The 25890-nt window shown below is 54.3% G+C and carries 23 protein-coding genes; 22 read left to right on the forward strand and 1 reads right to left on the reverse strand.

Features of this window, described 5'->3' with window-relative positions; genetic code table 11:
• From MKY64_RS32665 to MKY64_RS32705, 9 genes are all read left to right on the forward strand, one after another.
• The gene (locus MKY64_RS32665; protein ID WP_340957965.1) at positions 1–630 is read left to right on the forward strand and encodes an MBL fold metallo-hydrolase; all 630 of its coding nucleotides are present in this window, start codon (positions 1–3) and stop codon (positions 628–630) included.
• A gap of 217 nt (positions 631–847) precedes the next feature.
• Positions 848–1054, forward strand: a complete 207-nt coding sequence (locus tag MKY64_RS32670) for a hypothetical protein (RefSeq protein ID WP_036726218.1) — start codon at positions 848–850, stop codon at positions 1052–1054.
• 58 nt (positions 1055–1112) lie between these two features.
• Positions 1113–1655 (forward strand): RNA polymerase sigma factor SigY, encoded by a 543-nt coding sequence (sigY, locus tag MKY64_RS32675; protein WP_036726217.1) that lies wholly within the window; start codon positions 1113–1115, stop codon positions 1653–1655.
• Positions 1645–1965, forward strand: a complete 321-nt coding sequence (locus MKY64_RS32680; protein WP_036726216.1) for a YxlC family protein — start codon at positions 1645–1647, stop codon at positions 1963–1965. Before sigY ends, MKY64_RS32680 begins: the two co-directional genes overlap by 11 nt.
• A 2-nt stretch (positions 1966–1967) precedes the next feature.
• Positions 1968–2195, forward strand: a complete 228-nt coding sequence (locus MKY64_RS32685; RefSeq protein ID WP_036726215.1) for a hypothetical protein — start codon at positions 1968–1970, stop codon at positions 2193–2195.
• Positions 2196–2235: 40 nt separating this feature from the next.
• Positions 2236–2427 carry a PLD nuclease N-terminal domain-containing protein gene (locus tag MKY64_RS32690; protein WP_036726214.1) on the forward strand — a complete coding sequence of 64 codons (192 nt, stop codon included), beginning with the start codon at positions 2236–2238 and terminating at the stop codon, positions 2425–2427.
• On the forward strand, positions 2427–3341 hold the full coding sequence (locus tag MKY64_RS32695; protein WP_340957967.1) for an ABC transporter ATP-binding protein: 915 nt from the start codon (positions 2427–2429) through the stop codon (positions 3339–3341). Before MKY64_RS32690 ends, MKY64_RS32695 begins: the two co-directional genes overlap by 1 nt.
• Positions 3338–4111, forward strand: coding sequence for an ABC transporter permease subunit (locus MKY64_RS32700; RefSeq protein ID WP_209879996.1), 774 nt, complete (start codon positions 3338–3340; stop codon positions 4109–4111). The genes MKY64_RS32695 and MKY64_RS32700 overlap by 4 nt, the downstream gene beginning before the upstream one ends.
• 158 nt (positions 4112–4269) lie before the next feature.
• Positions 4270–4653: a hypothetical protein gene (locus tag MKY64_RS32705; RefSeq protein ID WP_036726210.1), complete on the forward strand. Its 384-nt coding sequence runs from the start codon at positions 4270–4272 to the stop codon at positions 4651–4653.
• A 239-nt stretch (positions 4654–4892) separates the two neighbouring features.
• Here MKY64_RS32705 and MKY64_RS32710 read toward each other — a convergent pair whose 3' ends face one another.
• Positions 4893–5756, reverse strand: coding sequence for a PocR ligand-binding domain-containing protein (locus tag MKY64_RS32710; protein WP_340957969.1), 864 nt, complete (start codon positions 5754–5756; stop codon positions 4893–4895).
• 99 nt (positions 5757–5855) lie between these two features.
• On the opposite strand from MKY64_RS32710, the gene MKY64_RS32715 reads away from it, so the two are divergent.
• From MKY64_RS32715 to MKY64_RS32775, 13 genes are all read left to right on the forward strand, one after another.
• Positions 5856–6815, forward strand: a complete 960-nt coding sequence (locus MKY64_RS32715; RefSeq protein WP_340957970.1) for an acetylxylan esterase — start codon at positions 5856–5858, stop codon at positions 6813–6815.
• Between the two features lie 186 nt (positions 6816–7001).
• Positions 7002–8663, forward strand: a complete 1662-nt coding sequence (locus tag MKY64_RS32720) for a sensor histidine kinase (RefSeq protein ID WP_340957971.1) — start codon at positions 7002–7004, stop codon at positions 8661–8663.
• Positions 8660–10330 (forward strand): response regulator, encoded by a 1671-nt coding sequence (locus tag MKY64_RS32725; protein WP_339311589.1) that lies wholly within the window; start codon positions 8660–8662, stop codon positions 10328–10330. Before MKY64_RS32720 ends, MKY64_RS32725 begins: the two co-directional genes overlap by 4 nt.
• Before the next feature lie 98 nt (positions 10331–10428).
• Complete coding sequence (locus tag MKY64_RS32730) at positions 10429–12072, forward strand: extracellular solute-binding protein (RefSeq protein ID WP_340957972.1); 1644 nt, start codon at positions 10429–10431, stop codon at positions 12070–12072.
• Between the two features lie 9 nt (positions 12073–12081).
• Entirely contained in the window at positions 12082–13533 is a 1452-nt protein-coding gene (locus tag MKY64_RS32735) for a family 43 glycosylhydrolase (protein ID WP_340957973.1), read from the forward strand.
• A 3-nt stretch (positions 13534–13536) separates the two neighbouring features.
• Positions 13537–16782, forward strand: a complete 3246-nt coding sequence (locus MKY64_RS32740; protein WP_340957974.1) for a DUF6259 domain-containing protein — start codon at positions 13537–13539, stop codon at positions 16780–16782.
• Positions 16783–16823: 41 nt separating this feature from the next.
• On the forward strand, positions 16824–18446 hold the full coding sequence (locus tag MKY64_RS32745) for an extracellular solute-binding protein (protein WP_340957975.1): 1623 nt from the start codon (positions 16824–16826) through the stop codon (positions 18444–18446).
• 18 nt (positions 18447–18464) lie between these two features.
• The gene (locus MKY64_RS32750) at positions 18465–19373 is read left to right on the forward strand and encodes an ABC transporter permease (RefSeq protein ID WP_445671716.1); all 909 of its coding nucleotides are present in this window, start codon (positions 18465–18467) and stop codon (positions 19371–19373) included.
• Positions 19374–19387: 14 nt separating this feature from the next.
• Positions 19388–20269 carry a carbohydrate ABC transporter permease gene (locus MKY64_RS32755; protein WP_340957976.1) on the forward strand — a complete coding sequence of 294 codons (882 nt, stop codon included), beginning with the start codon at positions 19388–19390 and terminating at the stop codon, positions 20267–20269.
• Between the two features lie 39 nt (positions 20270–20308).
• The gene (locus tag MKY64_RS32760; protein ID WP_340957977.1) at positions 20309–22378 is read left to right on the forward strand and encodes a TIM-barrel domain-containing protein; all 2070 of its coding nucleotides are present in this window, start codon (positions 20309–20311) and stop codon (positions 22376–22378) included.
• A gap of 9 nt (positions 22379–22387) precedes the next feature.
• A complete protein-coding gene (locus MKY64_RS32765; RefSeq protein WP_340957979.1) occupies positions 22388–23905 on the forward strand; it encodes an FGGY-family carbohydrate kinase in 1518 nt (505 codons plus the stop codon).
• 13 nt (positions 23906–23918) lie between these two features.
• Positions 23919–24797, forward strand: coding sequence for a class II fructose-bisphosphate aldolase (locus tag MKY64_RS32770; RefSeq protein ID WP_340957980.1), 879 nt, complete (start codon positions 23919–23921; stop codon positions 24795–24797).
• A gap of 33 nt (positions 24798–24830) precedes the next feature.
• A complete protein-coding gene (locus MKY64_RS32775; protein WP_340957982.1) occupies positions 24831–25880 on the forward strand; it encodes a DUF4432 family protein in 1050 nt (349 codons plus the stop codon).
• The last annotated feature ends 10 nt before the right edge of the window (positions 25881–25890 follow it).

Raw genomic sequence — 25890 nt, forward strand, 5'->3', positions numbered from 1 at the left:
ATGCTTAATATTCGTTCTTATAATCTGGGGGCACTCCAGACCAATGCCTACCTTCTGACGGGGGCAGACCCTAAGCGCGGTGTCATCATTGATCCGGGTGCTAATCCTGCGGGTCTGCTCCGCGGCGCTGAGGGAATGGAGATTGAAGCGATTCTGCTGACGCATGCCCATTTCGACCATATTGCCGGGCTGGACGAGGTCCGCAAAGCGAAGAAGTGCCCGGTCTATATCCATCCGCTGGAGAGTGAGTGGCTGGGCAGCCCGAAGCTGAACGGCTCCTTGATGTGGCCTGATACCACACCTCCCGTCAGCACAGATCCGGCAGAATACGATCTGGCGGGAGGCCAGATTCTGAAGCTGCTAGGCCTTTCTTTCCGGGTGCTGCATACGCCGGGACATTCACCGGGAAGCGTCAGCTTCCTGTGCGGGAATGATTTGTTCGCCGGTGATGTCTTGTTCAAAATGGGAGTGGGACGTACCGATCTTCCGGGCGGCAGAGAACGGGATCTGATTGACTCGATCCGCGGCAAGCTCTACCGGCTGGATGAGGAAGTGAGAGTGTTTCCCGGACATGGTCCGCGAACCTCAATCGGCTATGAAAAGCTTCACAACCCTTATGTCCCGATGTAAGAGGACGCCAAAGCCGTTTCCGTTTGCCGTGTAACGACATCTTTTGGCCGGATTTGACACAAACCGGGAAATTAGAGGTAGACAAGCCGGGGCCAGATTGTTACAATATGGTTAATTAAATGTAACATTTACCTCGCGAAGCACGCAGACTGTGGAATAATCCCGGTTTGCGTTCTTTTTTTTGCCTATAGAGATGAATTTTATTGGGGGAAGCAGAATGAAGGATAATATGCATTGCCAGTTGGATTACGGGGAATTAGAAGCGAAAGATTCATTGATAGCGGAGCGGAATGAAGTGAATGATCTGGCCGGGAAGAGTGATACTAAGTATACGCTGTTCTGGAGCTTTCCCGGAGGCAAGGGGGCTATTCAGCCATGGAGACGCAGACTGTGGGAGCTGCAGAATAATTCTGACTCGGAATGAACGATAACTATTACATAGACGTATTACAGGTGTGACAGAAGAGATAAGGGGAGGGGCTATGGGCGACAGGACGCTGGAGATCATCAGTCAGGCACAGCAGGGTGACGCTGCTGCACTGGCCGTGCTGCTGCGGGAGCATTATCCCTTCCTGTACAAGTATCTGATCAAAGCGACACTTGACCCTTTGCTTGCGGAAGAGATTGCTCAGGACACAATGGTCAGATGCATGGAGAAGATCGGGACTTATAATGGGACCTCGGCATTCTCTTCTTGGCTGATTACCATTGGCAGCCGGTTGTACATTGACCGTAAGCGGCGCTGGAGCCGGGAGGCACAGTGGCGGGAAGGGCAGATGCAAGAGCAGGGGAACCGCAGTTTACGCTGGAGCTTTGAGAGCCGGAATATGGAGTGGAGTGAAGTGCTCGACGCCTTGTCGCGTCTATCCTCTGCGCACAGAATGGCTGTGCTGCTGAAGCATTATTACGGATACAGCTACGATGAGATCGGGGAGATGCTGGAGATCCCTTCCGGAACGGTCAAATCACGGGTAGCTGCCGGACTGGTTCAACTGCGAAAGGAGCTGAATGAGGATGAGGTTTAAGAGTGACGAGGAGCTGCTGGGTAAGCTGTCCGCAGAGCTGGATCACCTGGATATGCTGTATGCCGATGTTACTCCACCCTCCTTGCCGGAGCTGGAGCATCTAATTGCCGGGGAAGCTGTCCGACGGAGGAAGCGGCGCCGTAAGGAACTGCTGCTATTCATTCTAGTGGCTCTTGTGCTGGTTACCATAGTGATTTCTATTCTAAGTACGGCGCCGGTGCTGTATTGGAGTCTGCAGGCAGTGTTCATCCTGAGCGCACTTGGCAGCTTGGGAGCAGTGCGGATCAGACACGGGCGGGAGGAATCATAAGCGTGAAGGAACTGCAGGAGATACCTATTTGGCTTTGGATGCTTATTGCAGCCGTACTGCTGCTGCAGGGAACCTGGCTGTTCCGCGATGCCAGGGACAGAGGTCAGGGGAGGAAGGCCTGGTTCTGGGGGATCTGGGGGCTTACCTGGGTGCCGACACCGGCAGTGTGTTACCTGCTGTTTGTAGTTCTTCCAGATAGGCGCAAACGGAAGGCCGGAAGGAACCGCTGAGACAATAGTCCATTGTTTGGGAGATAAGGGGGATACCTTTATGAAGGATTTGAATTGGGGATTGATTGGGCCGCTGCTTGCACTGCAGGTAGTGCTGGCAATAATCGGTCTGATTTCATTGAGCAAGACAGAGCAAGTACGCGGACCGAAATGGATGTGGGTTCTGTTCTTGATTTTTGGCAACCTGCTGGGCAGCGTGGCTTACTTCACTCTGGGAAGGAAAGAATTCTGATGCCGCTGCTTGAGGTCAAGGATCTTCACAAGAGCTTTAAGGGGCATCCCTCGGTGAACGGCATCAGCTTTGGAATTGAAGCAGGACGCTGTGTCGCGCTGCTCGGACCCAATGGAGCCGGGAAGACTACAACGCTGCGTATGCTTGCCGGTCTTCTGACGCAGTCTGCCGGATCGATCACTTTTGGCGGGAGCTCTCCGGGGACGGATTACCGTCAGTATTTGGGTTATCTCCCCCAAGCCCCGGCTTTTTACAACTGGATGAGCGGTCACGAATACATCTTATTTGCCGCCAGGATGAGCGGCATGAATGCACGGGAGGCTGCGGCGGCATCGGGCGCTGTGCTGGAGCGTGTGGGACTAGGCTCTGCGGCACGGCGACGGATTGGCGGTTATTCCGGGGGAATGAAGCAGCGCCTCGGGCTGGGCCAGGCCCTGGTACACCGACCGCGCCTGCTTTTGCTGGATGAGCCTGTCTCCGCGCTTGATCCTATCGGACGCCGGGAAGTCATGGAGCTGCTCAGGGACATCCGGGAGGAGACAACTGTTATTTTCTCCACGCATGTGCTGCATGATGCGGAAGAGATATGCGATGATGTCGTATTGATGAACAAGGGGACTATAGCCGTTCAAGGAACCTTGTCCAGTCTCCGCGCAGAGTACAGTCTGCCGGTAATCCGGCTCACTACAGGGAAAGAAGATTCGGCTATCCGCTGGCTTGAAGCGCTTAGACACAAGGATTTTATTGAAGAAGCGCTAATTTCGGATGGCAAGGCCGTGTTCAACGTCACAGATGTAGCACTCGCCCGCCGGACGCTCTTGCAGGAAGCTGTGGAGCTGAATATTTCGCTGCTGCAATTTGAAGCAGGCTCATCGACACTGGAGGACCTGTTCATGAAGGTGGTGGGAACATGAGGAGACTTTGGGCTCTATATTTGAAGGAGATGCTGGAGAGTGTGCGCAGCTATAAGCTGATTTGGATTCCGGTGGTGTTTATTGTTCTGGGAATTATGCAGCCGCTGGTCAGCTTTTATATGGCGGATATCCTGGCGTTCTCTTCCAATGTCCCGGCTGGATTGATGGAGAATATGGAGAGACCGGCCGCGTCTTCTGTAATGGCTCAGGCCCTGGGCCAGTATGGAACAATTGGGATGCTGATTCTGGTGCTGGGAACGATGAACAGCCTGGCAGGTGAGCGCAGCAGCGGTACCTCTGAACTGTTAATGGCGAAGCCGGTCTCCTCTATATCCGTTGTTGCAGCCAAATGGACCGCGAACTTCACAGTGCTGGTTATTGCCATTGGGCTGGGGGCAGCGGGAGCGGCTTATTATACAGTACAGCTTATGGGGGCTTTATCCTGGCGGGATGTGATTGCAGCGTCCGGACTGTATGCGCTGTGGCTGCTCTGTGCGGTGTCGCTTACGCTGCTCTTCAGTGCATGGCTGCGCGGGCCTGCTGCTGCCGGTCTATCTCTCCTGCTGGCAGCGGTCATGAGCCTCGTCCATGGCCTGTTGCCGGTTAAGCTGAACTGGATGCCTGCTTCTCTGCCGGGAATGTCTGCCGGTGTGCTTGCAGATGGAGGCACCGGAGTGAGCTTGGCACCGATTGTCTCCGCAGTGCTCCTGATTATTATTTGTATTGCCGGTGCCTCACTGATGGCTGGAAGAAATAAATTGCCAGTTTAGCAAGCTTTGCAATAAGTAAGCGATCTTTCATGAATTTTCAGAGTGTTTTCTGCGGAAATTCATCCTACCATCATCCTGCTGCTGGACAGCTCTATCTTTTTTTAGTAGACTGTTGAAACAAGCAGATCCATGATAGATTTTGGTCAGGAGGTAGGATGATGCTGCGTTTAGGAGAGAAGATTGTCATTGTCGCAGACGCTTTTGAGCAGAGTCTTCCTATCGGAGACTATGGCTACCTGATTGCTTACGACCGCAATCCTGATAATGCGTTTGATTATGTCATTCGTGTTCCCGAAGCTAACCGGAATTTCTATGTTACGGCAGAGGATATTGAGGCCGAGGAGCAATTGCTGGTAGCAGAAGCCGAGCGAGCCACGCACGAAGCGCTGATAGATTATGCATTGTCAACGTACAATGAGAAGCTGTTCCATCACCTGATGAACGGCGAAGAAGTTGAAGTGGAAGAGATAGAGACAACATCCCAAGAAAGTTTGTCCCAGGCGGATTTCATCAAGCAGGTGAATCTTCGCGCTTGGATTTAAGTAAGGGCCGGCGAATGCCGGCTTTTTTTTGTCTTGTGATAAGATAGGCACGCCGCCTATAATCCACACCCTTGAAACAAAATGACTATTAATTCAAACGATTATTACTATTTTGGTCCAGGGACCGGATGATAAGATCAGCACAGAGCAGGGCAGAATTGCTAGAAGCCGGGGGTGATAACAGAGGCTAGTGACGGTAGCTGCCACCTCTGATGTATACGCTTCCAATTCGGGTGCGATCAGAAACGGCCCGGAGTGCGTCCTTGTAAAGTGTTTTCTTTGCGGTAGACTCTGGGCAATGTGCCGGTGACCCTTTTGAAGGCTTTGGTAAAGTAATTATAATCGGGAATGCCGACTTGCTCCGCAATTTCGTAAATCGGACTGTCGGTGTCACCCAGCAGCCTTTTGGCCATTTGGATACGGAGGCTACGGATATATTCTGCAATGCCCATGCCAAAGTTCTGCTCCGAGAGCTTATAGAGATGGGATTTGCTGATGCTGAATGCTTTGCACAGAACGGGAACGGAGAGCGGTTCCTGGATATGCTCTGTAATATAACCGTCGATCTTTTGTGCCAGCGTATCCTCCTTCATAACCAGCATTCGGGATAGATACAGGTAGCTGGCGCTCATCTCCATGGTTTTGGCGTAAGCATCAATGACTTCCTTGGAGATGTGTTTTTTGCGCTGGAAGGCGCTGTACAGTTTATTCATATCCACATTATAGGGACTCATATTCTCACAGACCTTTTCCCATAACTCATCACGGGACCCGGTCTGCAGCAATTGGCCGAACATAATATATCCGATGACCTGATTGTCCGTTTGAATAGGAACCACCGTTTCGGTAAGTCCGGCATGACATTGATAGGTGTAGAGGGTTTTCTCCTTTTTCACTTGGGTGCAGGCTGCCTGGTCACAGAGGATGCACTGGGCCTCCGCGCGCGGATCACTGCGAATGATATGGCAATATGTCGAATGGCGGGTGGGATAGGCAGCCAGCTCAGTAAAGGAATTGTCGAAAATCACGGTGCGGATACCGGTCAATGTATAGAAATTGCGCAGCAATTCCTTGACTTCGGGCAGGTTGAACAACAAGCTCATGGTTCGGCCTCCTCTTCTTCCGGGCTAATCTGCGTTGCTGGCAACATTGTACTGTATTTGATATGGGACACACAAACCAAGAGACGGAGGTGCTTATTAATGCCGTTAGTCGATATGCCGTTAGAACAATTATTGACTTATGAGGGACGTAATCCCCGTCCGGCCAACTTCGAGGCTTATTGGGAACAAGCACTGCAAGAGATGAGAAATACGGATGCCCGTGTTGAACTGGTGAGAAGCGAATTTCAGGTTCCGTTCGCCGAATGCTTCCATTTGTATTTCACGGGGACAGGCGGGGCGCGTATCCATGCGAAGTTGGTCAAGCCGAAGCATGCTGCAGGTCCGCACCCGGCGGTAGTGCAGTTCCATGGGTACGCCCACCATTCGGATGACTGGGCCGACAAGCTAATCTATGCATCCTTGGGCTTTACTATAGCCACATTGGATTGCAGAGGCCAGGGAGGACTGTCCGAAGATGTTGGCGGGGTCAAAGGAACCACACATAAAGGGCACTTAATTCGCGGACTGGATGATGCGCCCGAACGGCTGCTGTTCCGGCAGATCTATCTTGATACGGCACAGCTCGCTGGAATTGTAATGGACATGCCGGAAGTGGATGCGGCCCGCGTCGGTGCAATCGGCGGATCGCAGGGAGGGGGGCTGGCGCTGGCCTGTGCGGCGCTTGAGCCGCGGATCAACCGGGCTGCACCCAGTGTTCCGTTCCTGTGTGATTATAAACGGGTATGGGAAATGGACCTGGCCCGAGATGCTTACGAGGAACTGCGGACGTTTTTCCGTCACCGCGATCCCCAGCACCTGCGGGAGGATGAGATTTTTGAACGGCTCGGCTATATTGATGTTCAACACCTGGCGGACCGGATCAGCGGCAAGGTGATGATGGGTGTGGGATTGCTGGATACGGTGTGTCCGCCTTCAACGCAATTCGCCGCCTACAACCGAATCCGCTGCGAGAAGAAACTGGAGATCTATCCCGATTTCATCCATGAACGACTGCCGGGCTTCGAGGACAAAACCATACAATTTCTGCTTGAAATGTGAGAGGCTAACCGCCTCTCTTTATTATTGTTTAAGGGCCTGCTGCAGAGGTATGATGGGACTACAGGGGAGGCTTGTGGAAGGAGAGAGATGCTGTTGATCAGGTTTATGAGAACGCTTTCAATTTATCCCAAACTTGTTATGGCTTTCTTGCTTGTCATTATTCCGCTCTACCTGTGGGGTCTGGTCATGAATCAATCCGGACAGGAGGTTGTCCAGAAGCAAATCTCGGAATCCATGGCCAGCCGTGTCCACTTCTATCTGACTTCGCTGGAGACAGAGCTGACCCGGCTTACGCGGCTGAAGCTGGAGTATGTCAATGACGATGATTTGCTCTTGCTGGCGACGGTTCCGAACCAGTTGAACGACTATGAACGCACCCGCGCCTTATTATCCGCCAAGAGTAAATTGTATTTGCTCAAAAGCTCCAGCCCGTTCGTGGAGAACGTTAAGCTGTATATTCCTTCCCTGGACCGAAGCATCAATGCCAACAATTTCGACAGTGAGATGCCGCTTGAAGAACTGGAGGGCATTCTGAACCCGGCTCACATGAAATCGCCGATCTTCGGCATGGGCGAGAAGCTGCTGATGAGCGGCGTGTACCCCGATGCGGTGTACGCCGGCCGGCCGCCTGTGCTGGCCATCGAAATTATGCTGTCACGCCCGGAGATTCTCCGCTCGCTCTCCAGCATGGCGGAGGGCGAGGGCGACGGAGCTGTATGGATGGACACCGGCGGCCAGTGGCAGATTGCCTCCGGCGTGGAGGACTCGCTGCTGGCTGCGTTCGGGGAAACACTGCGGGGAGAACTGCTCGACGACAGCGGCGAGTCCGGCCAATACCGGCTGGAGTCAGCAGGCATTGACTATTTTGGAGCCAGTGAATATTCATCACTGCTGGGGACGACTTTGGCCGTGTTTGTTCCTGCGGAGACGGTGCTCGAGCCGCTGAACAAGCATCGCAACTGGATTTGGGGAGAGTCGCTGGTCGCTTTGCTGCTCGCCGTAGTTTTCTCTTACTGGATATACAGGTTTATTCATAAGCCGATGAGGCGGCTGATTACTTCCTTCCGGAGAGTGGAGATGGGTGATCTGAGTGTCAGGCTCTATCACGGCAATCAGGATGAATTCAATTATGTATATAACCACTTCAACCATATGCTGGAGCGGATTCAGGAGTTGATTCATGAGGTGTATGAGCAGAGAATCAGATCCCAGCAATCCGAGCTTAAGCAATTGCAATCGCAGATTAACCCCCATTTTTTCTACAACACCTTCTTCATTCTGCAGGGTCTTGTCCGAATGAGGGAACATGAAGTAGCCGAGCGGATGCTTCACCATCTCAGCGGATATTTTCAGTTTATTACACGTAGTGGAGCAGAGCAGGTCAGTCTGCTTGCAGAGATGAAGCACGCATGGTCTTATGTCGAGATTCAGAATATACGTTTCGCCGGTACGGTCACAGCCGAACTGGAGTCCATACCGCAGGGGTGGGAGGCTTCCATGGTGCCTCGGCTCATTGTCCAGCCATTAATTGAGAATGCTTATGCCCACGGGCTGGAGAACAAGCTGGCAGAAGGGATGCTGCGGGTAACCTTCCGGGAGGAAGGGGCGGACCGGCTGGTCATCGGGGTAGAAGACAACGGCGAATCGCTGGATGATGAACAGCTGCATGCGCTGCGCAGAACGCTGGCTCTTGCTGAAGAAGCTATGGAGACGACAGGAATCCTCAATGTGCACCGCCGGCTTCAGTTGAACTATGGTCCGGCGTTCGGAATTGAGGTGTCACGCAGCGGGCTGGGCGGATTGAAGGTGCTGCTGATGATAAGACGGGAAGAAGGGAGACAGCCATGATCAGACTGCTGATTGTCGATAATGAACGGTGGATTGTACGGAACCTGCTTGATCTGTTCGGGCATTGGGACAAGCTCGAGCTGGAGGTATACGGTGCGTATTCCGCTACGGAGGCACTGGAGCAACTGGGGAAGATGAAGTTCGATATTGTATTGTCCGATATCCGTATGCCGGGAATGGACGGGCTTGAGCTGCAGCAGGAAATCAGACGTCACTGGCCGTGGTGCAAAATTATTTTTTTGAGCGGATATAACGAATTTGATTATATACAGCAAGTCATGCGTGGCGGCGGGGTGGACTATCTGTTAAAGACAGAAGGCGAGGACGCGATTCTTCGCGCTGTGGAGCAGGCTGCTGCACAGCTGGATGCGGCGGTGGAAGCAGAAGAGCTGATCGAGCGCGCACACCGGCAGCTACAGCTTGTCCGCCCGATGCTGCTGGGCGATTATTTGTTGGAGCTGATGCAGGGGGATAGCCCGGGCGTAAGCCAGCTTGCACATAAATTCCAGGAGCTGGAATGCCCGCTGAATGCTGCCCGGGGCGTACTGCTCACCATCGGGCGTGTGGACGATTGGCGGGACGAGCTTAGTGTAGCAGACAGGGAGCTGATGCTGTACGCTATCCGGAATATTGCCGAAGAATATTGGCTCCCCTCCGTGCGCTGCCTCAGTCTGCGTTATGAGAAGAGCAAGCTGCTATGGCTGCTGCAGCCTATGGCAGACGCTCCGGAGGACAGGGAGCGGGCGCTCCGGTTCATCCATGGGACGCTTGAGACGATCGCCATGAGCTGCAAGCGGCTGCTGAAGCTGCGGCTGTCGTTCTCGGCCGGTGCAGCATTTCGCCCCTGGGAGGAGGCGCCCCGGCAGTTCAGCACCCTGAAGGCGCTGCTGGGACGGGGACTTGGCATGGGCAAGGAGCTTGTCCTGATCGAACGGGGCAAGGAGGCCGGAGAGGAGGCGCAGCAGGCAGAGCTGCACAATCATGAAATTAGCAGCCAATTGGGGAAGCTGGGAGCCATGGCGGCTTATTTGGACAACGGACAGCAGGAGCATTTTTTTCTCGAATTCGGCAAGCTGGCAGCGTTGGCCTCCCCTGCGCGTGGCACTGACAACCGGCTGAAGCTGGAGATCTACTATTCGCTCATGTGTTTGTTGCTGTCTTATATGAACCGCTGGGAACTGCATGAGGTCATCGGAGAGTCCATTGATTTGGACAAGCTTACAAGCTATGAGGCCCACCCTTCTTGGGAGAGCGCGGAAGATTATTTGTCGGCGCTGGCCATGCAGCTGTTTGAACAAAAGCAAGATGACCAGGTCTACCGCGAGCATGATTTGATTACCCGCGTCCGGTTGTACGTGGAGCACCATTTGGCCGGCGATCTCTCACTGACCCGGATCGGTGATGTCGTCGGCTACAATCCGTATTACTTGACCCGGTTGTATAAGCGTTTAACGGGCCAGTCGTTGCCGGATTACGTGGCTTCCTCCCGGTTAACTGAAGCCCAGAAGCTGCTGGAGGGCGGCAGTCTGATTGTGCAGGACATTTCGAAAGCGGTCGGCTTTATGACGGAGCAATCCTTCTACCGCTTTTTCAAGAAGGAGACCGGCATTACTCCCCAGGAATACAGAGAGCGGCATACCTTATCCAAATCGGATAATCAAAAGTGAAAATCGGCGAGTAGAGGGGCCAGGGGAAGCGAGCCTATAATAATGCTAAATAAGGCGAACTTTCACGAAGCTCCTCCAAGATTGAAGGGGGATAAGAAGTGAAGGGAAAGAGAGTGGCAGTCTTGACGTCTTACGGAATCGTTCTGTCGCTGCTGCTGAGCGCGAGCAGTCCCGGAACAGGCAGAATTTTGAACTCTGCGGAACATGAAGTCTACCCGTTTGGAAAATACGATCCGCCGATTCAGCTTCATATCGCGCGTCCGGTCGATCAGACCTGGACGTATCCCGGCGGTGACAGCATTGAAGATAATATCTGGTACCGGGAGTACCGCAGCCTGCTGGGCATCGAAATTGAACACGATTGGACCGCCTTGCCGGGCGAGTACAACCGCAAGCTGAATGTCCTGATTGCATTGGGCAGTCTGCCGGAGATGTTCTCCGTTTCCGCAGGCCAGCTCAAACAGCTGGCGGATGCGGATCAACTGGAAGATCTGACGGCGGTATACGAGCGCTTCGCTTCCGGCCGCACCAAAAAACTGCAGCTGGGAGACGGCGGTGCGGCCTTGGCTTCCGCTACGTTCAACGGCAAACTGCTGGCGATTCCCATCGTCAATGCTCCGATCTACGAAGCCAATCTGCTGTGGGTGCGAACGGACTGGCTGGACAAATTGGGTCTGCCTGAGCCCAAAACGCTGGAGGAGGTGTTTGCGATTGCCGATGCATTTACGGGGCAAGATCCCGACGGCAACAACCGGCAGGATACCTTTGGCCTGGCCATCAATAATTACCTGTATGGCGGCATTGCCTCGGTTACCGGATTCTTCAATGCGTATCACGCTTATCCGCAGACCTGGATCAAGGACGGGAACGGTCAAGTCATGTACGGTTCCATTCAGCCGGAGATGAAGCGTGCGCTGGGCAAGCTTCAGGAGATGTACAGGAGCGGGCAGCTGGACCGGGAATTCGGTGTCAAGGACAGCGACCAGGTGGTGGAGGATATCTCCGCGAACAAGCTCGGAATGACGTTCGGCGCCAACTGGAATCCCTATGTATTCCTGGATGCTGTACGGCAAAACCCCGGAATGGAGTGGAAGCCGTATCCGGTGCCTTCGGTGGATGGCGTGCCGGCCAAGGCCAGCGTAGGCTTCTCGGCCAGCGGATATGTCGTAGTACGCAAAGGCTATCAGCACCCGGAGGCAGTGGTGAAAATGCTGAACCTGCATGAAGAGGTGGTTCATGGCGCAAGACGCGGCGAAGGCGAATTCATTACCGTGGAAGAAGCCGGCGGACGGATCAACACCTCCAGGCTGTCCATCGTCCAGTCCGGCGTATCGAACAAAGATGTGGCTGAGTCCTTGTCGTTACTGCGCGGGGCCATTAAGAACAGAGATGAGAGCCTGTTGAAGGATGCGCTCACCGAGACCGACAAATACGGGCCGACCGTGGATTACTTGGAGACCGGTAATATGGAGAATTGGGCCGTTGCCCATCAATACTTCGGGTTCGAGACGACCATGGACCACTATAGCGGCGACCGGCTGCTGATGACTGCCTTCGGCGGACAGACCCCTACGATGACAGAGAAGTGGGCCATGCTGGACAGACTCGAGAAAGAAACCTTCACCAAAATTATTATGGGTGCGGTTTCCATTGATGAATTCGATAGATTCGTAACGGATTGGAACCGGCTTGGCGGTAAGGCGATCCTGGAAGAAATTAATGAACCGTATGGAGGAGAGTGAACGAGCAGCATGAGCAAATTATTCTACAAGCCTGAAGACGGCTGGCTGGCCGACGTTATCCCGTTCTATGAAGACGGCGAGTTCAAGCTGCTGTATCTGAAAGATTGGCGCGACAGGGAAGGACACGGTGAAGGTACGCCCTGGTTTCTGCTGGGGACCCGGGATTTCATTCACTACAAGGAATACGGAGAGGTTCTGCCGAGGGGCGGGGTATCCGAGCAGGACCTGTATATCTATACGGGATGCGTGCTGAAGAAAGACGGACTTTATCATATTTTCTATACCGGCAATAATTTTCATTATCCGGCGGAGGGCAAGGCGCAGCAGGCAGTGATGCATGCGGTCAGCAGCGATTTTGTACATTGGGAGAAACGGCCGGAGGATGCCTTCTACGCACCAACGGAGGGCTACGAGGAGCATGACTGGCGCGATCCGTTTGTGTTCTGGAACGAGGAGGCGGGGGAATATTGGATGCTGCTTGCCGCCCGGTTGAAGGAAGGTCCCGCGGGTCGCCGCGGCTGCGTAGCCCTATGCGCCTCCAAGGACTTGACCGGCTGGGAGGTACGCGATCCGTTCTGGGCTCCCTACTTGTATACGACTCACGAATGCCCGGATCTGTTCCGGATGGGGGACTGGTGGTACCTTCTGTACTCGACATTCTCGGACCGTACGGTCACGCATTACCGGATGAGCCGCTCACTGCAGGGGCCTTGGCTGGCGCCCGAGAACGATGCACTTGATACGCGGGCATTCTATGCCGCCAAGACCTGGACTGACGGTGAGCGGCGTTATGCATTCGGATGGAACCCGACACGGGAAGGCGAGCATGACGGGGGTACCTGGCAATGGGGCGGGCATCTGGTTGTGCATGAGATAGTCCAGGGCGCGGACGGTGCACTGCTTGTAAAAGTGCCGGATACCCTGAATGCTGCGTTCAATAAAGAAAGCGCTTTATCCTTCACCGAAGTGCTCGGACGCTGGAAGTTCAGCGGCAGCACGGCTGCGGTTACGGCAACCGATTCCTTCGCCGGTGCCTATGCGGGGTTATTACCGGACGGCGCCTGCAAGCTGGAGGCGACGATAACGTTCGCTGCCGGCACCCGGGGCTGCGGCATTATTCTGCGGACCGATCAGGAGTTCGGGCAGGGGTATATGATCCGGCTGGAGCCCGGGCGTAACCGAATTGTCGTAGACCAGTGGCCGAGAAAGGGAGATGTCCCTTACGCTATCGGCATGGAGCGCCCGCTGCCATTGCTGCCTGGAACCCCGTGCTCGTTAAGCGTCTATCTGGAAGATCAGGTTTGCGTAGTCTATGTGAATGGGGAGATTGCGTTAAGCACGCGGCTGTATGATTTTAAGCAGGGAGGGAAGGGATTGTTCGTTAGTGAGGGGAGTGCGGAATTCAGGTTCAGCCAGTTTGAAATGCAGATTCATTCCAATCCGGATCAAGAGAGGGGATAGGTAATGATCAATATTGTCAGAAGAACAGTGATGGTGTGTGTGGCGTGTATGCTGTTGTATAGCCTTCTGCCGGGCTTCAGTGCTGCAGATCCAGTCAATGGGAAGGTAACGATTGATTCCGGCACAGCCGCCATCAACTTCACTTACGGCACGGTACAGCTGGCCCGCGGCGGCAACGACGGTAAGCTGACCGGCATCCGCCATCTGGCGCAGAACAATCTGTGGAATGATGCGGCATCCTCTACGGTTTCAGCGAAGCGGGGGCATGTCACCTTCGAACACAAATGGGGTTCAGGCTCTTCACTGGCTGAACTGGAGACGACGGTTGCCCGTAAATATGATGGTACATTGACCGTCAGCCAGTATGCAGAGACAGCGCAGCCCGGCATATCCGGTGTGCAGTGGGGATTCATTGTCCCGGATACGTATGATCTGATTATTCCCGCACTGGGCGGCATCCGGCTCACTGCCGAATCACCGGACGCCGCCTATGGCTTCTCCCAGTTCTCCTATCCCGATGTGTGGGAGGCGCAGATGCTGCTTGTGCAAGGGGCGAATGGCGGACTGCTGGTTCATGCGGATGACAACGCCGGGTTCTTCAAAACCTTGCATGTGAAGCATGAGAATGGCAGCTTCTATGTAGGAATAGAGACGCAAGCGCCGGCGCCATTCCAGCAGACGACCAAGGCGGTATCCACCGATTGGCGGCTCAAAGCCTACGCCGGTGACTGGGCAAAAGGATCGGCAATGTACCGGGAGTGGGCAGATGGCGCCTTCGGGTTAGCTGAATCTTCCGCGAAGGCACCGGATTGGGCCAAGGATATCGGATTCACGGTACTGACGGATCTGGAAGACCAGCCGATGCTTGAGGAGCTTGCACAGCGGGTAGATGCGGAGCGGACGCTGCTGGTTGTTCCCGGCTGGAGAGCGGACCCCTATGATGTGAATTTTCCAAATTATGAGCCTAAGCCGGATATCGCAGCCAGGATCGACGCTGCTCAGGCGCTGGGATTCCGAGTGATGCTGTATGTCAATATATTTGGAACATCATTTAACAACGAGAATTACACACAGATGCAGCCCTATCAGGTGAAAGATCCGTTCACGCTGGAGCGGAAGCGCTGGGAGTATACAGCAGGATCGGAACAGATTTCATTTGCCGTTATTAATCCGGCGGCGGAGGCATGGCGGGAACTCTTCGTTAACAAGATGACTGCCCTGGTGAATGAGGTCGGACCGGACGCGCTGCATCTGGACCAGTCGCTGCTCATGTATAACGATGCCAACGGCCTGATTGACGGCAACAACATGATGCAAGGCAATATCGCCCTGCACCGCGAGCTTAGAGAAGCGCTGCCGGATATCGCCTTGGGCGGGGAGAGCCTGAACGAAATCACGACACGGTATGAGTCCTTTGCGCAGCGCCATGCCTATGGCATCTTCTCCGCGAGCGGAACGTGGGATGACAGCAAAATCAATCAGGTGGTTCCGGCCAGCTCAGCGATTTTTGCCCCGTATACGACTATTTACGGTCATCCAGATCATGCGAACCCGATCACGGAGGATTATTTCATGGCCTGGCATAAGGTCGTTCAGAACCGGCTCGGGGCCATTCCGATGCTGACAAGACCTAATCTGGGCCAGATCGCCAATCCTACCCCGCTGATGGAACAATTGCTGGATGAAGCGGGCTGGTACCAGAGCGCACAGCCTACAGCTGATTTCAGCAATATGTCAGATCCCACTCTGTTTGCTTTCAGGACAGCAAACGGCGGCAGTGCCAAATATGTGCGCGATTCCTATGGTGAGAAGCTGACCGCCTACGACGGGAACCCTTCCGGCGGGGGCACCGACATCATGCGTTATTTGTACGGGGCAGAGACCTATCCGTTGCCGGGAAGCATTCCGGGGTGGCTGCTCTATGACGAACAGAAGCTGTTCGGGCTGGACCCGGACAAAACGTATCTGTATTTGAACCAGGTCCGCGACCCCGAGGGATTCCATGTCTATGAGTGGCCGGAGGATGTGGCGTTAAAACGGCTGTCCAGCCGGTCCACCCACACCACCATCGTTATGGACGACAAGCTTCAGTCCGGGGATATAGATCTGCTGAATTACGAAGGATCGGTCAGAGCAGGAGAGGTCCTGGGAGACGGCACCGTCCATACAACCGCAGCCCCGTTCCCTACCACGGGCGGATTCTCCTACTCCTTCCCCGGAGGAGGAACTGTGCAGCACTGGGGCGACCGGATCCTGGCCCATCCGCCTTACGCAGGACAGTGGCAGGGCGGGCATACCTGGCTGGAATTTGATATCAGTCTTCCCGCAGCAGCGGCAGCGAGCTTTCAAACGGGTGTACAGCTGGGCTCCGAGCAGAACGTTGCGAGCAGTGACGGTGTCACCTTCAAGGTATCCGCTTGGGATAAGGCAGAAGCGCCTGAAGACCGTACGGTGCTGAGTGAAGAGCAGTTCAGCAGAAGTGCCTCACCCACAGCCATGGAGCTGGATTTGTCGGAATTAGCAGGCAAAGAAGTGACCCTCCGGCTGGAGACGCATCCCGGTGTGACGGTGGACAATGATTCTGCCGTATGGGTGGCACCTACGGTAGCCGTCGCAACTTACGGCGGCAATCGCAGCGTAAACTTCAAGGTGAACAGCCCGCTGCCCTTAACTGTGGTGCAATCCAGCTATGGAGCAGCCTCGTCTGTAAGTCTAGGTAACAATCACTACGAAATTACAGCACCTGCCTCGGGTACGGTGTATCTGATTCACAACGTGTCTGCTCCTGTGCAGCTGCCGTTATCGTTACCCGGAGCTCCATATCATTCGAGCCTGGTGTTCGAGGACGGAAGCGAAGGGCAAGCCCAGTCTCCGTTCGGCGGATTCCCGGGAAGCGGCTCTGTACTCGGCGTTGAGAAGCAGGGGCTGGATGCCCACCCGCCGCAGCACGGGCAGACGCATATTGAATATGCCTTGAATTTGCCCGCAGACACGCAGGCTGTACTGCAGGGATTCGCCGGCATTAAGGACGGATCGGATGACTCCCAGGGCGCCGGCTTCCGCATAGCGGTGAACGGAACGGTAAAGTGGTCGCAGGATATCATGCCGGGCGGGGCCTGGACGCCGTTCAGTATCCCGCTGGCCGAATATGCCGGAACTTCGGTCATCATCACCCTGATCACTGATTCTTTGGGCGACTACGGATATGACAGGGCCTTCTGGGGCCAGCCGGCTCTGATTGTGCAATAAAGAGATCATGCAGAAACCGAATATGAGGGGGAAGCAAAATCATGAGAAAAATTGCCGCTTTATCTATTAGTACCGTTCTTTTGGCCCTGACAGCCTGCAGCTCACCATCCAATACCAATACCAAAGACACTGCCAGCTCCAGTGCCGATCCCAAGCAACCCATTGACCTGCGGGTAGGCCGTTATTCCCTGCCCACCTGGGGGTATCCCGCAGGGGATGATTTTGCGAACAACATCTGGTACCGGCATTATGCTGACAAGTTCAATCTGAACGTCATACACGAATGGACAGCTCTGCAGAATGAATACAATGAGAAGCTGAACATCGTCATTGCCTCGGGATCGATTCCGGATATCGTCATCGAAGCCTCCACCAACCAGCTGGAGACCATGGTGAAGGCCGGTATGACAGCGGATCTGACCGATGTTTTCGAAGAGCATGCGTCTGATTTGACGAAGGAGATTCTCACCGGTGACGGCGGCCTTGCGATGGATTCGGCAACCTTTGACGGCAAGCTCATGGCTTTGCCCTACACGACCTCGGTCATCTATGAACCCAGTCTGCTATGGGTGAGGCAGGACTGGCTGGATAAGCTGAACTTACCAGTGCCGAAGACCATTGACGATGTGATTGCGGTGGCCAAGGCCTTCAAGGAACAGGACCCGGACGGCAACGGCATCGACGACACCGGCGGGCTGGCGTTCAGCAACTGGCTATTCGACGGGATTACCTCCACCACCGGATTCTTCAACGGATATCATGCCTATCCGCAGAGCTGGCTCAAAGGAGATGACGGCAAAATCACCTACGGTAGCGTGCAGCCTGAAATGAAGAATGCCCTGGCTAAGCTCAGAGAAATGTATCAGGCCGGCCTGATTGATCCTGAGTTTGGCATGAAGGATACGACCAAGGTAACGGAGGAGGTAAGCGGCGGCAAATACGGCATCAGCTATGGACGCTGCTGGAACGTATACATGTACGGTACGGGCCTGGAGGGCCAGCCGGATATGGTCTGGACTCCACTGGCGGCCCCAAGCGCCGACGGCGAGGATGTATTTGCCAATGTAGGCACAACCGTGGTGAGTTACTACGCGGTGAACAAAGACTATAAGCATCCCGAAATTCTTGTCCAATTATTGAATGATTACAACGAGATGGCTTACGGTCCGAACCGGAACGATCCCGAGGTCAAGAAATTCTTTGCTTTCGAAAAAGGGCAGACCATTGTGGAACAGGGGCACTTGTCCCTGGCCCGGACCCTTACGACCGATGATGCCACCGTGAAATCTTTGGAATACCTGATCGAAGCCATCGAGAAGCGCGATCCCAGCAAGCTGGATCAGGCTCTGACCGAGACGGGGAAATACGAACCGAGCGTAGCTTATCTGGACGGCAAGGGGACCGGCTATATGGAATATCACCAGGTCAAAGCCTTCAAAACGATTGTGGAGGGCTATGGCACGGATCATCTGATTCCCCAGGCTTATGGAGGCACCACGGAAACGATGCTGAACAAAATGGGCATTCTGGGCGATTATGAACGTGAAATTTTCACGAAGATCATCATGGGTGCGGAGCCTATTGACGCCTTCGATACCTTCGTATCCGAGTGGCACAAGCTGGGCGGCCAGCAGATTCTGGACGAGATCAACGCCAGCTTGTGATGAAAGGGGTAGCCTATTGTGAGAGCTTTGCACCTGAAGAGCCGCTTCAGACATGAATTACCGTACCATTTGTTTTTGATACCGGGAATTATACTGGCTGTTCTATTCTGCTATATCCCGATGATGGGGATTGTCATGGCCTTCCAGAACTTTAGCGTGTTCAAGGGCTGGCTTGCCGGTCCGTGGGTCGGGATGGACAATTTCCAATATATTATTTCCATGCCCCGCTTCGGGCAGGTCATGTATAACACGATCTATATCTCGATTTTGAAAATTGTATTTTCATTGATTGTGCCTATCGTTGTTGCGCTGCTGCTGAACGAAATGCGCGGCCAGAGGCTGAAGCGGGTGCTGCAAACTGCGATGTACCTGCCTTATTTCCTGTCCTGGGTGGTGCTCGGCGGCATCATTCTGGATGTCCTCAGTCTGGAGGGGGTGATTAACAGCCTCATCCAGGCCTTTGGCGGAGAGCCGGTGGGCTTCCTGTCCAGCAACCGGCTGTTCCCCGGCGTACTGGTCACTACTGAAGTGTGGAAGAACTTTGGCTTCAATACGATTATCTATATGGCTGCGCTAACCTCCATCAATCCGGATTTGTATGAAGCAGCCATGATTGACGGAGCCAGCCGCTGGCGGCAGATCTGGCATGTTACGCTGCCCGGCATTCGTCCCACAATCATTCTTCTGGCTACTCTCAGTCTGGGCAATGTGCTGAACGCCGGGTTCGAACAGGTATTCATGCTGCTCAATCCGCTGGTGGTCGATTCCGGCGATATCCTGGATACGCTGGTCTACCGGCTGGCGTTCAATCAGGCGCAGTACAGCGTAGCGACAGCCGTAGGACTGTTTAAATCGCTGGTATCCGGAGTACTTATTTCAGTTTCCTATTATATGGCTTATAAGTTTGCCGATTACCGCATTTTTTGAAAGGGGGAGCAAGGGTGAAATACCGTTTGAACGGCAGCACCGTGTTCGCAGTATTCAACAAAGTGTTTCTCATTCTCTTGGGAATCCTCTGCATTGCGCCGATTGTCAATACGTTAGCCATTTCCTTCAGCTCCGCCTCGGCGGTGGCGATGGGGAAGGTGCGGTTTTTTCCGTCGGACTTTTCACTGGACGCTTATAAATTTATCGCTACCCGTCCGGAATTCCTAAGATCCTTGGGCGTGGCTGTGATCCGGGTGCTTGTGGGCAGCGCCCTGCAAATGCTGGTTACCTTTATTTCGGCTTATCCCCTTTCCAGGGAGAACAGGGATTTCAGCATGCGGACGTTTTATGTTTGGTTTTTCATGTTCACCATCCTCTTCAGCGGAGGCATTGTTCCCCTGTACATGCAAGTGAAATCCCTACACATGCTGGATAGCATGATGGTACTGGTCCTGCCGACAGCCCTGGCGGTCTTCAACATCGTTCTGATGATCAATTTCTTCAGAGGACTGCCCCGGGAACTGGATGAGTCCTTCCGCATAGATGGAGCCGGACACTGGACCATCCTGTGGCGGTTATATTTCCCGCTGTCGTTGCCTGCCTTTGCAACCATCCTGCTGCTGGCTATGGTAGGGCATTGGAATAGCTGGTTTGACGGAATGATCTTCATGAACCAGACCGAGAACTATCCGCTCGCCACCTATTTACGCTCCATTATTGTCAGCTTCGATTTCAGCAATGTGAGGTCTGAGGATGCCGCACTCCTGGCCAGCATCTCACCGCGCACGACCAAGAGCGCGCAGATCATTCTGGCCACGTTGCCCATCTTGTGCGTCTACCCTTTTTTACAGCGTTATTTCGTGTCTGGTCTCGTCCTGGGAAGCGTGAAGGGATAGTTCCAAAAACTATTTACAGTAGAGTAGGAGAAATGGATTATGCAGAAAATTGCCAGTGGAATCTTTAAGCTGACCTTCGGAACACCCGAAGAATTTACACCGGTATCGGTATTGAAGCCCGTCACATGTCTCGAAGCGCTGAATGCGCTTGAAGATCATCCGCTTCCCTTTCTAAGGGAGGACATTCATTTTCAACCGCGCCAAGGCTCCGTATTGCTGGAGATTCCCTTGGAGCCGGAAGAGGAAGTATACGGTTTGGGCTTACAGCTTAAATCGTTCAGACAGAGCGGCAGTAAGAAGAAGCTGCGCACGAATTCCGACCCGTCCGCGGATCTGGGCGACTCTCATGCGCCGGTTCCCTTTTATGTGAGCACCGCCGGTTATGCCATTCTGGTGGATACGGCACGGTACGCGACTTTTTTCAGCGGAGGGTGCAAGAGAGTTGGCAGCAAGCAGGATCTGGAAGGCTTCGAATCGGCAGGCACCGAGAAGGGGCACTGGGAAGTGAAAAAGGGAAGCGGCAATATGCTGGTAGATATCCCTGCGGCGCAAGGAGTAGATATTTATGTGTTTTGCGGCGGGGATATGAAGGACGCGGTCAGCCGTTATAATCTGTTCAGCGGCGGCGGGGCGTTACCTCCGATGTGGGGGTTGGGTGTCATGTACCGCGCCGACTGGCATGCGGATCAGGAAGATGTCCTGCAGCTCGCCCGGCAAATCAGGGCAGATGAAATGCCTTGTGACATGTTCGGTCTGGAGCCGGGCTGGCAGACGAACGCCTACTCTTGCACTTATGTGTGGGACAAAAGCAGATTCCCGGATGAAAAAGGGCTTATCCGGGATCTGAATGAAATGGGCTACCGGCTCAATCTCTGGGAACATGCTTATGTGCATCCGGAGAGTCCTGTCTTCCCGGAGCTGAAGCCCCATTCGGCAGACAGCTATGTGTGGGACGGCCTGGTGCCGGATTTCACGCAAGCTGAGGCCCGGGAAGCCTTCACGGACATCCACCAGCCCTTCATTGAGGCGGGGTTGTCAGGCTTCAAGCTGGATGAATGTGATAACGGCGATTATATCGGTAACTGGGGTTTTCCCGATTTCGCCCGTTTTCCGGGAGGGGCGGACGGGGAGCAGATGCACAGCTTGTTCGGCCAGCTCTATCAGCAAACGATGCTCGCCCCGTTCAAGGCAGCGGATCGCCGGACCTATGGACAGGTGCGCGCTTCCCACGCGCTTGCGGCGCCCTATCCCTATGTACTGTACAGCGACCTGTACGACCATGAAGACTTTGTACGGGGAATGGCCACCGCATCCTTCTCAGGTCTCCTCTGGTCGCCGGAGGTTCGTCAGACCGCTACGAGGGAGGAGCTGCTGCGCCGGATCGGTGCTGTGATTTTCTCACCAATGGCTGTACTTAACTGTTATATGATCCCATCGCCGCCCTGGAAACAATTCGATCATGACCGTAACCATGCCGGTGAGTGGCTTGAGGACTGGCCGCAGCTCGCGCAGCAATGCAGAAAGCTGATGCAATTCAGGATGAGCCTGATTCCCTACCTGTATGCTGCATTTGGCAAATACCGTCAACAAGGGGTACCGCCCATCCGTCCCTTGGTGATGGATTATCCGGAGGACCGCGAGGTGCTGGATTGCTTCGACCAGTTTATGGTGGGAGACGATCTGATGGCTGCTCCCGTTGTCTACGGCAATGGTGACACGCGTAAGATCTACTTACCCGGAGGCCGCTGGTATGAATGGCTGACAGGCGAGTGGTTGGATGGCGGACAATGGATCACGCGTCAGGTTCCAGAGGATGAAGTGTCTGTGTATATCAAACAGGGCGCGCTAATTCCTTGGGCAGAGCCCGTTCTATGTGTCCGGGACGACACCGTTTTTAATATAGAGCCTGTTCTGTACGGTGCGGAAGCAGGGGAATGCTCGCTTTTATGTGATGATGCAGTAAGCTATTCCAAGATTTCTGAGAGCCTGCCTTTTGCCACAATTAAGGTGACCCAAGAAGGCGGTCTGAGCATAGAGGAACAAGACATAATCTCTGAGCGCTATAGTATAGCCGGTGTGAAATACGTCCCGGATGGGGAGAGGGGCTGAATCGGGGACATGGCCGTCGATCTCATAGGCTTAGATATCGGGTCAACAGGCACGAAATGCCTGATTATGGCTCCAACGGGTGAGGTGCTGGCCCAGGCATACAGGGAATATCCCATGGAATCGCCGGAAAGCGGCTGTTATGAGCTGAGTCCGCAGCGGGTGTGGGAAGCGGTGGTAGCTGTGATCAGTTCCGCAATGATTAAGTATGACAGACCGCCTGCCATGCTTGCCGGACTGTCCGTTTCTTCCTTTGGGGAGGCTGCCGTTCTGCTCGACAGCGGGGGCTGCGTGCTTGGAAACAGCCTGCTGTATATCGACAAGCGGGGAAGCGGGCAACTGGAGGTTTTGGTGGAGCATATCGGAGAAGAGAAGATCATTGGCAAGACGGGCCTTCACCCCCATCCGATGTACACCCTCTCCAAATTGATGTGGTACCGGGAAGAGCAGCCGGACATTTATGAGCGTCTTCATACCTTTCTGCCGTTTGGATCATTTATTCTCTACAAGCTGGGTGCAAGACCCGTGATCGACTACTCGCTGGCGTCCAGAACGATGGCCTTTGATGTTCACCGGCTTAAGTGGGATGAGGAGATTATCCGGGCGTCAGGCTTAAGGAGCGGGATATTTCCCCAGGCGCTGGAGCTTGGATCACAGCTCGGCCGGATTTCACCCGCAGCGGCTGAGGCGCTGGGGCTGCCTGCCCACCTTCAGCTGGTGCTCGGCGGACATGACCAGGTATGCGCCGCCATCGGCGCGGGAGTCACGGAAGAAGGCTCGGCTGTAGACGGTATTGGCACTGTAGAGTGCATCACGCCGGTCTTCCATACCATGCAGGTCGATGATAAGGCGCTTGCGCTCAGCAAGCTGGCGCTGGTTCCTTATATCCAGGGGAGTTATACCACCTATGCGTTTAATTTCACCGGCGGCTCCCTGCTGAAGTGGTACAGGGACCAGTTCGGTTATGAAGAGAAATGTGCGGCAGATGAGTCCGGGCGGAGTGTCTATGAGATTATGGGCGAGAGCGCCGGAGAAGGTCCCACGGACATCTTGGTACTGCCGCATTTTGCCGGCTCAGGCACTCCATACATGAACCCGGCTGCGGTTGGGGTCATCGCGGGCTTGAATTTTAATACCACAAAGGGTGAGCTGTACAGAGCTTTAATGGAAGGCGTCACCTTTGAGATGAGGCTCAATCTGGATTGCCTGGAGCAAGCAGGTATGAGTATCAGGGAACTAAAAGCCTGTGGCGGCGGTGCCAAGTCCGCCCTGTGGCTGCAGATCAAGGCGGACATCATGAACAGGGCCGTCATCGCCCTTGATATCGAAGAGGCAGGTATTCTCGGAGCGGTTATTCTGGCCGGGGTGGCGCTGGGAGTGTTCCCTTCCTATGCAGAAGCTGCCCGCCGTTTGGTGAAGGCGGGCACTACCTTCTATCCCCGCCCGGAGAACCGTAAGCACTATGACGAGAATTACGCCAAATATAAACGGTTGTATCAAGCGGTTAATAGCGCCATGTCAAACCTATAGGAGATGCTGAAGAATGCCATTAGTGACCCTGAAAGAGTTAATGAAGGATGCCGAAGCCAAACGTTATGCCGTCGGCGCGTACAATGTTATTAATTTGGAGATGATCCGGGGAATCATTGCCGGGGCCGAGGAGGCACGCTCACCGGTCATTCTGTCCTTTGCGGAAGTGCATATTCCGCTTGTTCCGCTGGAGGTGATCGCTCCCATTATACTGGCGGCTGCGAGGCAAGCGCGGGTTCCCGTTGCCGTACACCTGGACCACGGCCAGGATCACGAAATTCTGATCCGGGCGATGCAGCTCGGCTTCTCGTCGGTGATGTTCGACGGCGCGCATCTGCCGCTGGAGGAGAATATCCGCCAGACCAATGAAATCAGCAGAATCGCCAAGGCGCTCGGAGTTTCCGTAGAAGCCGAGCTTGGCAAGATTCTGCGTCCGGAGGGCGGAGGAGCGGAGGAAGAAATAGAAGAATATGATCCGGACGATGTCTACACCAATCCCCAAGAAGCCCAAACTTTTATTGCACATACCGATGTTGATGCGCTCGCCGTTGCTTACGGGACTGCGCACGGTGTTTATCTGACAGAACCGGTTCTGGATTTTGAGCGTCTGAAGCTCATCAAGGAGCTTACCGGCCTGCCGCTGGTGATGCATGGAGGGTCTGGACTGGATGAAGCCGCCTATATCACCTCCATACAGTGCGGCATCCGCAAGCTTAACTATTATTCCAATATGGCGCATGAAGTGGCCAATACCCTCCAGGCGAAATTGGCGGCCAACAGCGCGCAGCAGCGCAAAAGCTATTATCATGATCTATCCAGATGGGCTATGGAAGCAGTGCAGCAGGATATTGTTCGTACGATGAGAATTTTCGGGAGTGCCGGACAAGCCTGAGGCTTTCCTGCCCGTTACAGGAGGAATGGCGGTATGGCAAGACTTTATGGCAGAGAATGGACCCGGCGTGAGCTGGAGGCCAGAGTTGGCCGGATAGAGCAGCTTGCGGGAGTGCAGCCCTTTGTAATGAGAGAGGGGCCGGAGGCCGGTCAGGAAGTGTTCCGTGTGCGGACCGGCTCCGGCCTCTCCTATTGGGTGCATCCCGGCAAGGGAATGGATATCTCTTTGGCTGAATTTTGCGGCATTCCGGTTAGCTGGTCTGCCGCCAACGGAGATCCCCATCCCGCTTATTTCCGGGAAGAGGGGAATCACTGGCTGCAGACAGCTTCCGGCGGGTTGCTGATGACTTGCGGATTGTCGCAGGCAGGTGCGGCCGGCCGGGACGATTACGGAGCTTATGGATTGCATGGACAGATTCATCATACGCCTGCACGCCAGGCTTCCTATCAGGCGGAATGGCAAGGTAATGAATATGAGATACGCCTGCGGGGAGTCGTAGAGGAGACGTCCATCTTTGGACATAAGCTGCGTTTGACCCGCACGATTACAAGCAGGCTTGGCGAGAACAGTTTGCAGCTTAACGATTGCGTGGAGAATGTAGGCTTTACACCGGCCCCGCATCTGATGCTGTATCATTTCAACTTTGGCTTTCCTCTGCTTGCGGAGGATACCAGGATCATCTTGCCGGAGAGCAGCTGTGCTCCGCGTGATGATGATATGGAGATATCACGGATACATGAATGGCAGGCGCCGGATCAGCGTTTTAAAGAACAAGTGTACTACCATGAGCCATTGGAACAGCAAACGTACATCTGCGCACAAATCTGCAGCCCTTCTTTTCCTGTACCCGGCTTATCCTCTTCTGCGGGCGGCCTGACGGCAGAGCTGAGGTGGGATCAGCGGACGCTGCCCAGACTGGTGCAGTGGAGAATGCCCGGAGCAGGCGAACATGTGCTGGGACTCGAGCCGTCCAATTGCTGGACCCGGGGGAGAGCGGAAGAGCGCGGAGCGCATGCTTTGAAGCTGCTGGAGCCTGGAGCAGCCGTTCATTATGAGATTGAATTGAAATTCAAAACGAACTGAACAAACGGAG

The organism is Paenibacillus sp. FSL R7-0210 (assembly GCF_038009085.1).
GTDB classification, from domain to species: Bacteria; Bacillota; Bacilli; order Paenibacillales; family Paenibacillaceae; genus Paenibacillus_AQ; species Paenibacillus_AQ silagei.